Genomic DNA, 10,574 nt, shown 5'->3' with positions numbered 1-10,574 from the left:
GCGTATGGTCAAGGAGGGATTTGGCGAGAGCATACCGACTGTGGTGATACGCGTCTATAGCGTGATTCTCACCATTGCGGGTGAAGCCAGTTTACGCGACGCGACTCACCTCCGCACACTCCCGGAAACGCTCACCTTTCCTTTTCGGCGCCAGGTTCGGCAATCCTTTTAGCGTCGCGGGCTGCGGAAAATCGAGAGGTTTGCAGCGTCGCCTCGAAGGAGCGCGCGATATCCCGAACCTCCTCACCTCAAAAATTTTTGCCTCTTTACGTTCACGTGCGTGCCGGTCACAAGGGCTGTGATCCCCTCGCCATATAGAAAGACCGGGGTGTGCGCGGCCATGTGCCGTTGCGGCATCTTCGACAGCAGTGCCACGGAGAGGGGCCGAAATAGCGGCGCCAATCGCAACCTGTTTCGCGGGTCCCCGAAAAAGCTCACCTTAGGAACGGTTCAATGCTCCAAACGGCGCGGGTTCCCTCGTGGCGAAGCGATAAAAGTGCGTCAAAATAGTCCCGAAAAACCTCACCTTGGGACCCGGCGCCACGTCAGCAAGTCTTTCACGCGCACCTCCCGAAAAGCCTCACCTTTGCGAGAATAGCGATATTTACGCTTTATTTTCAATGAGTTACATCGAACAAAAATGGGGGCGACGTTGACCTTGGCCAGCGTCGCGGCTCCCGTAAAATCTCACCTTAAGGCCGAATCGCACTTTCCCTCGATCTGCAATGGTGGCCTGGACGCTCCCGAAAACCCTCACCGTCGGCATCCGAACGCGACCGCTAAACTACCGGCCAAACTCCGTGGGTAGGACTTTTCCAGCCGATGAGGAGCCTGTGGCCCCCGAATTCCCTCACCTTTACCGTCAAAACGGCCCGAAACGCTCCCCGAAAACCCTCACCTTTCACGCCATCTCCGCCGACTTTAGAAAGGATTGAGTGCCATGGCGACCAACTCCCGAATCTGCTCACCTTTGCATCGCCGACGCCTGGCGATTTCACTGTCATGCGGAGAAATGTGCGTCGGAAGCGTGAACAGCTCCCGCAAAAGCTCACCTTGGGCTTCAAATGCCCAAAATAACGGCAAAACGGCCAGCCAAGCCCCGTAAAGCCTCACCTTTCCTCGGCGTTTTCTCCCGTCTTCTCTCACCACGAGGTTTTTCACGGCTCGAACAGGGTCAAAAAGCGGGCGTCGCAACCCTCCCGAAAGTGCTCACCTTGATCCTGACGGCTTCACGAGCCGCTGGCGAGGCCTGCCGGGCGCTCCCGACCGAACCGGTCCCGCAAAAACTCACCTTGGTCTAACGTCTGCTGCAGCGGGGTCCCCCGAACCCGCTCACGATACCTCCCGGACCTGCTCACCACGCTTCCTGAACCCCATCACTCCCAATTCCCGCAGAACCTCACCAACTCTCCCGGAAAGCTTCACCTTGCTGCTCGGAAAGCCCCGCCAGGCATGGCTTTGCTTTGGCGTTAACGTTTTTAACTTGGGTTCAAAGGTGTTTACTTTTATTACTCTCTAGCCCAAAACCAAGAGAGCTCTCGCATAGAAACAATGGCTGATCGATCGTAGGATCCGTATCGTGAAACAGTGCGCTATCAAACTGAGGCTAACAAACCATCTTTGTTTACAATAAGTTATGTGCGGTTCTTCGTTTTGTTTCACGAAGAATCATCGCGCGCATGACCCTATCTCTGCAAACTACGCCGTCCTCCACTAAGAACAGCCTCCACACAGACCAACCTCATAAAAACGTATCGTTTGCTACGTAAATTGTTATTATTCGTCCAGTCAGCACAACAGTGAGCCCGATATGAACGTGGACGACGAACGTCAAGCCATCCGCGAAGAGCTTGACGCCATGCGATCTCGCGGCAGTCGCCGTCAGGAATTGTCGCTACATGCATGCAAGCGACTATTTTTCGATCTGGGCATACGGCCGTCCATGGCAGCTGTACGCGATCTCACTCAGACGGGCAGCGCGAGCGACATACCCAAGGACATCGACCACTTCTGGGAACGCATTCGTAATGTGTCGCGCGTCAAAGTCGGCGCGGGTGTCATCCCGAAAGCTCTGGAAGAGCGCGCCGGCGAATTGCTAGGCGCGCTTTTCGAAGAAGCCGTCGTCCACGCGCGCACCACACTGGACGCCGAGCGGGAAGAGTCGCGCTCGCAAATTGCCTTAGCGGAACAGCGCGCACGCGAGGCGGAAATCCGTCGCGACGCCTCGGAAGACGCAATCAGGCGCAGTGAACAACGGGCGGAAGCTGCATGGGAACGCGTTCGCGCGCTGGAGGCGGAGCTGTCCACTGTCACGACGCACGGCACTGCTCACCACGAAGGTCTGCAAACAACGGTGCGCCGGCTCGAGCACGAAAACGAAACGCTCCGCCAACGCCTGGACACGGAACAGGCCACGAACGCGACGCTGCGCGATCGCATCGACGCGCTTCACGTGGAATTGCGCCAAAGCACCGAACACTACGCGCAGCAGATCAAAGATGCGGTCGCCGAGGCCGAGCGCCGGGTGAAGCCGATGCTTGTCGAACTGGATTCGCTGCGCAGCATGGCCGCGACCTATCAGTCCGGCGTGCGCGATGCGAGTCGAAAGGAATTCGAGTTCATTCAGCAACTTGCGGCAGCGAAAGCACGGGGCGACCGGCTCGATGGCCAACTGCGCGAGCAGTCGAACGAGGTGGACGCGCTGACAAAAGAACTTGCGGCTCTGCGCGGCCAGCAGGGCATCGATCCGGAAATCGGCAGTTTGCTGTGCTCGCTGGTTGAAGGCGGCCGTCTCACGAGCGATGAATTACGGACTATTGGAACAGCAGCGGACGGACACGTGCGCTTGCCGCTGCGCTGTCCGAAGTGCGACGAAGGTGAGCCCGAACTATCGCAGGTCGATCACCGGTTCGAACTGCAGTGTCCGGAATGCGAGCACTCTTCCGGGCTCGGCGATTCGCGGCTGGAAGCGGTAAGCCGATTCTTATCCAGCAACTCACTGTCAGCACAGGCGTGAAACGAAGGGGCCGTCCACGCAAAAGGTGAGGAAATTCGGGAGGCCAAACGTGAGAGGTTTCAGGACTCCGCCGCACCCGGCTTCCTCGTGAAACGCCCGTTCATGCGAGGTTCTGGCAACATCGGCGCGGCAGGATCCGGTTCGTGTATGGCGTCTGGATCCAGCTGTTTCGTCCATGTTTGCCAGGCTCGATAGAGACGATTCGCAGACACGGCCTGCACAAATCCGAGCCATTGTCCGACGAGTTCCGCATCCACTCCGCTTTCGAACAGATCAGCAGCGAATGTATTGCGCAAGGTTTGCGGACTGGCGCGCGATGTACGCGACGCCGCAATGCCTGCCGCTTCGACGAGTGCATCCACGGCACGAAGCATGGTGGCCTTGTGCATCGGCCTGCCTGAAGGCGATGCAGGAAAAATCAGATCGCCGGCAATGTCCGCCAGGCGCCGCTCGGCCAGCCATGCGTCAAGTATCGCCGACGCGAAAGGCGCCAACCGCGTGCGCCGCATGAGCGCTGGGTTTGCCGGGTCGATCGTCAACCACGGCGAGCCCGGTGCCGCGCAACTAACCGCTAGAGCGGCGGCCTCGCCGGTTTTCAGTCCACCGCCGAGAAACACTGCGATCAATGCGCGGTCGCGCCGTTCTTTCCAGCGCTGCGCTTTGGACACGCCCTGTAACGGCGAAAACAGATGCACGATCAATGCAGCCCGTTCGGCATGATGGAGAAAACCGGTCGGCTCGTTCTCGCGTGCGTTGCGCCACGCAGCTTCCCCGTCCTGGGCGATGAAGCGAGCCGGATTAGTCGACGACGCTTCAACTTCGCGCACATGATCCAGCACGCGCTCAATCAAACGTAAGTAACGCACACGCTGCGGCTTGCGAATATCCAGGCCAGCGACAAAGTCGGCAATGCTCTGCGTGTCGACATTGACCAGCGTCTTTTGACGCGTGGCCAACCACTCGAGAAAAAGTCCCCACTGCGCCTGATAAACCTGCGCTGACGAACGCCTGAAGTGCTGCTTTGCAAGCCACGCGTCGAACGCGATTTGTGGATCGCGGCGCCAGTCTTCGCGTTGCTGATCGAAAAGATCGGTGGACGGATCCGGGCGCGGCACCGGATCGGATAAATGAGGAGGCGACATGCGCGATCGTTCAGTTAGTTGCGCACATTGTAGTCTCGACTATCCTGGCTGACGGTCAGTCGCCCCAAGCTCTTGCTCGTTTATGTGCGGCAGGTTGAGATGCGCGCGTCGCGGCGCTGCGAGCCGCCTGCTCATAAGCGGAGACTGCAAATGCGAACACCGCGGGCAGCGCGGTGGACATGCCGAAGTCCACGCCCTCGTCGGTTTCCGGATAAGGAAGGTCGGAAGGACGTTGAAACAGACCGAGCATGAGCGCGTCGTGGCGGCTGGCAAATCCAAGGTCAGCCAGCGCCTCCGCCTCGACCGCATGCAGCAGGCGCCAGGTGAGCGGCACCTGCTGCGCGATATAGCGCGCAGCGATATTGCGGACGATAAATTCGAGATCGCGCGCCGCGGTTTGATAGCGCAGCGCGGCCAGAGCGCGGTCAGTTGTCTCGGTCGTCAGGTCGTTCATTATCGGCTCCAATCGATACCCTGTACTGTACAAATATACAGTGTTCGACGCAACCTTTCACACGTCTCGACTCCGTCGGCGACTCTGTGGACCGTTAAAAAAGATTGCTGCGGTGAGTCAGCCGCTCAGCCGTGGATCACCACCAGCAGCGCTTTTGCCTCGCCCTTGCCAGCATTGCGGATCGCGTGCGGCTCATCCGCCACATAGCGCGCAGTGTCCGCAGCTTTCAGGCGCCTGGCGGTGCCGGCTGCCTCGATTTCAATCGATCCTTGCAACACCGTCAGATGTTCACGCGTGCCGGGCTCGTGCGCATTGGACACCAGCGCCCCGCCCGGTTGAAGCGTCAACTCGTACCACTCGAATTTGCCGGCCAACTCGATCGGCCCCCACACCCGCAGTTGATACTTCGCATCGTGCCCGCTCAGCGTGGGGATTTCGTGTGGACCCGCAACGGCGATCGCTTCCGGCGTCTTTTGCGGCGCGAACAGCGAATCGAGGCTCACTCCCAGCGCGTTGGTCAACCGCCAGGCCACCGCGATCGTCGGATTTGCCTTGTCGCGTTCAATCTCGGAAAGCATCGACTTCGATACGCCGGCCGCACGCGACAGATCGTCGAGCGTCATGCGCCGTTCTGCGCGCAAGCGCTGAATTTGTTCCCCGACGCGCGGTGGCGCCGCGATCGCGGGAGCCGCGACTGCATGGGGAGCGGACGCCGTGCCTGCCGCCGCACGGCGATTACCCGAGCTTGCCATTTCCAGATCCATCGTTTAGAGTTGTTCGACATACCGGATTTTAGTTCGGAAAAACGAAAAAATCCGATAAAACTGACAGCCGACTATAGCAGGTCGCCTCGTGGCCGCCCATGTCGCGCGTGCCCAAAGCGGTGGAAGTCCCGCACTCGCCTATCACCCATTCAGGAGCCCGGTTCATGCGTGAACAATATCTCGCCCATCTGCGCGGCACTTTGGAGCAGATCCGCGCCGACGGTTTTTACAAGAGCGAGCGCGTGATCGCCAGCCCGCAATCGGCCGACATTCGTCTTGCCGACGGCACAGGCGTGCTGAATTTCTGCGCGAACAATTATCTGGGACTCGCCGACGACGCACGGCTCATCGAGGCGGCGAAGCAAGGCCTGGACAACGACGGCTTCGGCATGGCGTCGGTGCGTTTCATTTGCGGCACGCAGACCGTGCATAAGCAACTCGAAAGCGCGCTCGCCGAATTTCTGCAAACGGACGACTGCATTCTCTATTCGAGTTGTTTCGATGCCAACGGCGGTCTCTTCGAAACGCTGCTCGACGAGAACGACGCCATCATCAGCGACGAGTTGAATCACGCGAGCATCATCGACGGCGTACGGCTTTCGAAGGCAAAGCGCTTCCGCTACAAGAACAACGATCTCGCCGATCTCGAAGCGAAACTACAAGAGGCAGACGCCGCGGGCGCGCGATACAAGCTGATCGCCACCGACGGCGTGTTTTCAATGGACGGCATCATCGCCGACCTCGCCGGCATATGCGATCTCGCGGATCGTTACGGCGCGCTCGTGATGGTCGACGACTCGCACGCCGTTGGGTTTGTCGGTGAACACGGGCGCGGCACACCAGAGCATTGCGGAGTGCTGTCGCGCGTGGACATCATTACCGGCACGCTCGGCAAGGCACTCGGTGGTGCTTCGGGCGGTTATGTCGCCGCACGCAAGGAAATCGTGGACTTGCTGCGGCAGCGTTCACGCCCCTATCTGTTCTCCAACACGCTGACGCCGAGCATTGCCGCGGCATCGCTGAAGGTGCTCGAACTACTCGCAAGCGACGAAGGTGCGCAGCTACGCGAGCGCGTGCGCAAGAACGGCGCACACTTTCGCGACAAGATGAGCGCGCTTGGATTCACGCTCGTGCCCGGGGAACACCCAATCATTCCAGTGATGCTCGGCGACGCGCAACTCGCTTCGAAAATGGCTGATGCGTTGCTGAACGAAGGCGTCTACGTGATCGGCTTTTCGTTCCCTGTCGTACCGAAGGGCCGCGCGCGCATCCGCACCCAAATGAGCGCCGCGCATACAACAGAACAGATTGACCGCGCGGTGGATGCATTTGCGCGCGTCGGCCGCGAACTTGGTGTCATCTGAAACGGGACGCATATGAAAGCATTGGCAAAACTCGAGCGCGCGCCCGGTCTCACGCTCACTGACGTCAAAGTGCCAGAAGTCGGCCATAACGACGTGATGATCCGTATCAAGCGCACCGCTATTTGCGGCACCGACATTCATATCTGGAAATGGGACGACTGGGCGCAAAAAACCATTCCGGTGCCGATGCATGTCGGTCATGAGTATGTCGGCGAGATCGTCGAAATGGGCGCCGAAGTGCGCGGCTTTTCGATTGGTGACCGCGTGTCGGGCGAAGGCCACATTACCTGCGGGTTCTGCCGCAACTGTCGCGCCGGGCGTCGGCATCTGTGTCGTAACACGGTGGGAGTCGGCGTAAATCGCGAGGGCGCGTTTGCCGAGTATCTGGTGATTCCGGCGTTCAACGCGTTCAAGATTCCGCCCGAGATCTCCGATGACCTCGCGGCGATCTTCGACCCGTTCGGCAATGCCACGCACACCGCGCTATCGTTCAATCTGGTCGGCGAAGACGTGCTGATCACGGGCGCCGGGCCGATCGGCATCATGGCCGTGGCAATCGCGAAGCACGTGGGAGCGCGCAACGTCGTGATTACCGATATCAACGATTATCGGCTCGGCCTCGCGCGCAAGATGGGCGCGACGCGTGCCGTGAACGTCTCTCGTGAATCGTTGCGCGATGTGATGACCGATTTGCACATGGCCGAAGGTTTCGACGTTGGCCTCGAAATGTCCGGCGTTCCGGGCGCGTTCACCGGCATGCTCGAAGCAATGAACCACGGCGGCAAGATCGCGCTGCTCGGTATTCCGCCCGCCCAAACGGCGATCGACTGGAACCAGGTGATTTTCAAAGGCCTTGAAATCAAGGGCATTTACGGACGTGAGATGTTCGAGACCTGGTACAAGATGGTCGCGATGCTGCAAAGCGGTCTCGACCTGTCGCCGATCCTCACGCACCATTTCAAGGTCGACGACTATGAGCAAGCGTTCGCGACCATGCTTTCCGGCGAAAGCGGCAAGGTCATTCTCGACTGGACCTCGGCATAACACGCACGTGGCGCCATGCGCGCCGCGTCATACACGCCCGCAGCGTGCTCAAGCGCCTGCGGGCGTTCTGTCGAACTCGGCCTGAATGCGCACATGAATGTCGTCGCCGACCGCTGGATACCATGTCGCGAGCCCAAACTTCGCGCGGCTGATATGCCCTTCTGCGGAAAAACCCAGCGTGTCTTTTTTCGTTAGCGGGTCGGGTGCAAAACCGTTGAAGGTGACGTCGAGCGTGACGGGTTGCGTTACGCCATGAATGGTCAGATCGCCCGTCAACGTGCCGCGAGCTTCGCCGGTGCGCTCAAATTTCGTACTCACGAAACGTATCTCCGGATAGCGCTCCACGTCTAGCAGGCTCGGGCTTTTCACCATTTTGTCGAGCAGCGGCACATTCGTGTCAATGCTCGCGGCGTCGATCGTAACGGACACGCTACTCCTCTCCAGCCCGCCTTCTTTCCAGTCCAACTGCCCCGTCTTGCGGTCAAAGCGCATCGTAAAGCGTGAATACTTGAAGTGTTCGACGTCGAATGTGATGCTGCAATGGTCATGGTCGAGGTCGTAGCGCCCAACCGGCACGCGCGCCTCATTCTGGCTGACGGAATGTGTGAGCACTTGCAATGGCGTGCAAGCCGTTGCAAAGAGCAAGCTTGCAGCGAGCAAAGTGCGCACGACAACGGCGCGGCCTATAAATGTCTTCATCGATAGCTTCCGGTTGACTCATCTGGCCCAAGATAACAGTTCGCGGTAGCCGCACGCAAAATGGGGAAAAACTTGACGAGGGAGAATGATCGTTCTACCCTTCGCACATGGCTACTCATATTCGCATTGAAGAAGCGGCGACGCCTGGCGCACGTGAGCGACTGCTGGACGCCGCGGAAGCGTTGATCTACGCCGGAGGCATACACGCAACCGGCGTGGATGCCATCGTCAAGCAGTCAGGAACGGCGCGTAAAAGCTTCTACACACATTTCGAATCGAAAGACGCACTCGTCGCGGCCGCGCTGGAACGGCGCGACGAACGCTGGATGAACTGGTTTATCGCAGGCACACAGCAGCGCGGCGGCACGAGCGCGCGCAAACGCCTGCTTGGCATGTTCGGCGTATTGCGCGAATGGTTCGCGTCGGAAAACTTTCACGGCTGTGCGTTTCTGAACGCGGCCGGCGAAATTGCTTCGGCGGAAGACCCGATCCGCGTCGTCGCGCGGGAACACAAGGAACGTCTGCTTGCATTTGTGCGAACGCAATGCGAAGAGTTCGTCGAGCAAGCGAACGTGGATGCAAGGCGCGCCGCGCCTTTGTCGCGGCAATGGATGGTGTTGCTCGATGGTGCGATCGCTGTCGCACTGGTTAGCGGCGAGCCTGACGCCGCGCGCGACGCGCAAGCTGTCGCTCAAACTTTGCTCGACGCTGAATCAGGCGGCAGGCGCAAGACGTCCCCAATCAGAAAAGCCTCACCTCGATCTGCAAGTAAGTCCCCGCCTTCCAGGCGGACCGCAGCCTGACCCCAACCTCACCGCAACCTGACCATTAGCGAGGAATCTCATGGCCGATCAAATCGAAAGCCGCCCGCCGCTGCCGCCGTTCACGCGCGAAACCGCGATCCAGAAAGTACGCGCGGCCGAAGACGGCTGGAACACCCGCGACCCCGAACGCGTGTCGCTCGCATACACGCCGGACAGCGTGTGGCGCAACCGCGCCGAGTTCACGCATGGCCGCGCGGAAATCGTTGGGCTGTTGCGCCGCAAGTGGGCGAAGGAACTCGACTATCGTTTGATCAAGGAGTTGTGGGCGTTCACCGACAATCGCATTGCCGTGCGCTTTGCCTACGAATGGCATGACGACTCGAACAACTGGTTCCGCTCGTACGGCAACGAGAATTGGGAGTTCGACGAAAACGGATTGATGGCGCGCCGTCACGCGAGCATCAATGATCTTCCGATTCGTGAAGCGGACCGGCTGTATCACTGGCCGCTCGGCCGCCGTCCTGACGATCATCCCGGTCTCTCCGATCTCGGGCTCTAGACATTTCCACGCAACGTGAAGGCGGGCGCGTCGCCTTCACCGCTTTGCCATCAGTCCTCCGTTATGGTTGTGCTGCCGCTTTCCGGCACGTCTTGTGCCCGCAAGCCCGAGTGCGTCTTCAACATCGCATGAGTGGCTTGCGGTACAGTGCGCGACGGGCGGCACGCACAAAAACCAAACAGCAACACACCGGCGCTCGACCGGTGATGGAGAGGACATGCATCTTCGGCAGATCAGTAAGGACATCCGCAAGCGCATTAGCCATACATTGTTCGCGCTCGTCGCGGGCCTCGCCGGGACATCAGCAGCGCACGCGGGCAGCTGGTGCGACGGCGGCGTTTGGGTCGACGCCATGCTCGGCTCGTATCACATCAATCCCGACCCGAACACCCATTTCGAGCAGTTCAATCCGGGGCTTGGCGTCGAATGCTGGCTCAACAATCAATGGGCGCTGACGGCGGGCGGCTTTCGCAATTCGCTGCGCCGGCCGTCGTATTACGGCGGCGGCGTCTGGTCGCCCGATTTCCTGCATTGGGGCATTGTGCGAATCGCGGCGATGGGCGGCATTATCTCCGGCTATAACTACGGCAACTGGGGACTCGGCCGCGACCATACGATCGGACCAGTGCTCGCCCCGCTCGTCATGGTCGAGTACAAGCGCGTCGGAGCGAACTTCATCGTCATCCCGCCGATTCCTTCCGACGACCTTCCGTTCACTATCGGCTTCCAGGTGAAGGTGAAGTTCTAACCGCGTCTCGTGTAATGTGA

The 10,574-nt window shown here is 59.7% G+C and carries 10 protein-coding genes; 6 read left to right on the top strand and 4 right to left on the bottom strand.

Annotated elements, in window-relative coordinates; all coding sequences use genetic code 11:
• Nucleotides 1-1,810 precede the first annotated feature (1,810 nt).
• Nucleotides 1,811-3,016: a DNA-binding protein gene (locus tag OH764_RS32485; RefSeq protein ID WP_498850058.1), complete on the top strand. Its 1,206-nt coding sequence runs from the start codon at nucleotides 1,811-1,813 to the stop codon at nucleotides 3,014-3,016.
• A 59-nt stretch (nucleotides 3,017-3,075) separates the two neighbouring features.
• Here OH764_RS32485 and OH764_RS32480 read toward each other — a convergent pair whose 3' ends face one another.
• The 3 genes from OH764_RS32480 to OH764_RS32470 all read right to left on the bottom strand — a co-directional run bounded on the left by OH764_RS32480 (nucleotide 3,076) and on the right by OH764_RS32470 (nucleotide 5,376).
• On the bottom strand, nucleotides 3,076-4,158 hold the full coding sequence (locus tag OH764_RS32480; RefSeq protein WP_498850057.1) for a tyrosine-type recombinase/integrase: 1,083 nt from the start codon (nucleotides 4,156-4,158) through the stop codon (nucleotides 3,076-3,078).
• Between the two features lie 55 nt (nucleotides 4,159-4,213).
• A complete protein-coding gene (locus OH764_RS32475) occupies nucleotides 4,214-4,612 on the bottom strand; it encodes a DUF2471 family protein (RefSeq protein ID WP_498850056.1) in 399 nt (132 codons plus the stop codon).
• 125 nt (nucleotides 4,613-4,737) lie between these two features.
• Nucleotides 4,738-5,376, bottom strand: a complete 639-nt coding sequence (locus OH764_RS32470) for a helix-turn-helix domain-containing protein (RefSeq protein ID WP_498850055.1) — start codon at nucleotides 5,374-5,376, stop codon at nucleotides 4,738-4,740.
• 164 nt (nucleotides 5,377-5,540) lie between these two features.
• On the opposite strand from OH764_RS32470, the gene OH764_RS32465 reads away from it, so the two are divergent.
• Nucleotides 5,541-6,740, top strand: a complete 1,200-nt coding sequence (locus OH764_RS32465) for a PLP-dependent aspartate aminotransferase family protein (protein ID WP_498850054.1) — start codon at nucleotides 5,541-5,543, stop codon at nucleotides 6,738-6,740.
• A gap of 12 nt (nucleotides 6,741-6,752) precedes the next feature.
• Nucleotides 6,753-7,784, top strand: a complete 1,032-nt coding sequence (gene tdh, locus OH764_RS32460; RefSeq protein ID WP_498850053.1) for an L-threonine 3-dehydrogenase — start codon at nucleotides 6,753-6,755, stop codon at nucleotides 7,782-7,784.
• A gap of 48 nt (nucleotides 7,785-7,832) precedes the next feature.
• Here the strand turns inward: tdh and OH764_RS32455 are convergent, their stop codons facing one another.
• Nucleotides 7,833-8,483 carry a YceI family protein gene (locus OH764_RS32455; RefSeq protein WP_498850052.1) on the bottom strand — a complete coding sequence of 217 codons (651 nt, stop codon included), beginning with the start codon at nucleotides 8,481-8,483 and terminating at the stop codon, nucleotides 7,833-7,835.
• 107 nt (nucleotides 8,484-8,590) lie between these two features.
• Between OH764_RS32455 and OH764_RS32450 the strand changes: the two genes are divergently transcribed.
• The 3 genes from OH764_RS32450 to OH764_RS32440 all read left to right on the top strand — a co-directional run bounded on the left by OH764_RS32450 (nucleotide 8,591) and on the right by OH764_RS32440 (nucleotide 10,554).
• Complete coding sequence (locus tag OH764_RS32450; RefSeq protein ID WP_498850051.1) at nucleotides 8,591-9,286, top strand: TetR/AcrR family transcriptional regulator; 696 nt, start codon at nucleotides 8,591-8,593, stop codon at nucleotides 9,284-9,286.
• Nucleotides 9,287-9,326: 40 nt separating this feature from the next.
• Nucleotides 9,327-9,806 (top strand): nuclear transport factor 2 family protein, encoded by a 480-nt coding sequence (locus OH764_RS32445; RefSeq protein WP_020068633.1) that lies wholly within the window; start codon nucleotides 9,327-9,329, stop codon nucleotides 9,804-9,806.
• 217 nt (nucleotides 9,807-10,023) lie between these two features.
• Nucleotides 10,024-10,554, top strand: a complete 531-nt coding sequence (locus OH764_RS32440; protein ID WP_498850050.1) for a hypothetical protein — start codon at nucleotides 10,024-10,026, stop codon at nucleotides 10,552-10,554.
• The last annotated feature ends 20 nt before the right edge of the window (nucleotides 10,555-10,574 follow it).

Source organism: Burkholderia sp. M6-3 (assembly GCF_050858985.1).
Classification (GTDB): Bacteria; Pseudomonadota; Gammaproteobacteria; order Burkholderiales; family Burkholderiaceae; genus Paraburkholderia; species Paraburkholderia caledonica.
This window is presented reverse-complemented; position numbering and strand designations above follow the sequence as displayed.

Coding starts and splice junctions, on each gene's coding strand:
- OH764_RS32485 (WP_498850058.1), top strand. CDS start 1,811: ATGAACGTGGACGACGAACGTCAAGCCATCCGCGAAGAGCTTGACGCC.
- OH764_RS32480 (WP_498850057.1), bottom strand. CDS start 4,158: ATGTCGCCTCCTCATTTATCCGATCCGGTGCCGCGCCCGGATCCGTCC.
- OH764_RS32475 (WP_498850056.1), bottom strand. CDS start 4,612: ATGAACGACCTGACGACCGAGACAACTGACCGCGCTCTGGCCGCGCTG.
- OH764_RS32470 (WP_498850055.1), bottom strand. CDS start 5,376: ATGGATCTGGAAATGGCAAGCTCGGGTAATCGCCGTGCGGCGGCAGGC.
- OH764_RS32465 (WP_498850054.1), top strand. CDS start 5,541: ATGCGTGAACAATATCTCGCCCATCTGCGCGGCACTTTGGAGCAGATC.
- tdh (WP_498850053.1), top strand. CDS start 6,753: ATGAAAGCATTGGCAAAACTCGAGCGCGCGCCCGGTCTCACGCTCACT.
- OH764_RS32455 (WP_498850052.1), bottom strand. CDS start 8,483: ATGAAGACATTTATAGGCCGCGCCGTTGTCGTGCGCACTTTGCTCGCT.
- OH764_RS32450 (WP_498850051.1), top strand. CDS start 8,591: ATGGCTACTCATATTCGCATTGAAGAAGCGGCGACGCCTGGCGCACGT.
- OH764_RS32445 (WP_020068633.1), top strand. CDS start 9,327: ATGGCCGATCAAATCGAAAGCCGCCCGCCGCTGCCGCCGTTCACGCGC.
- OH764_RS32440 (WP_498850050.1), top strand. CDS start 10,024: ATGCATCTTCGGCAGATCAGTAAGGACATCCGCAAGCGCATTAGCCAT.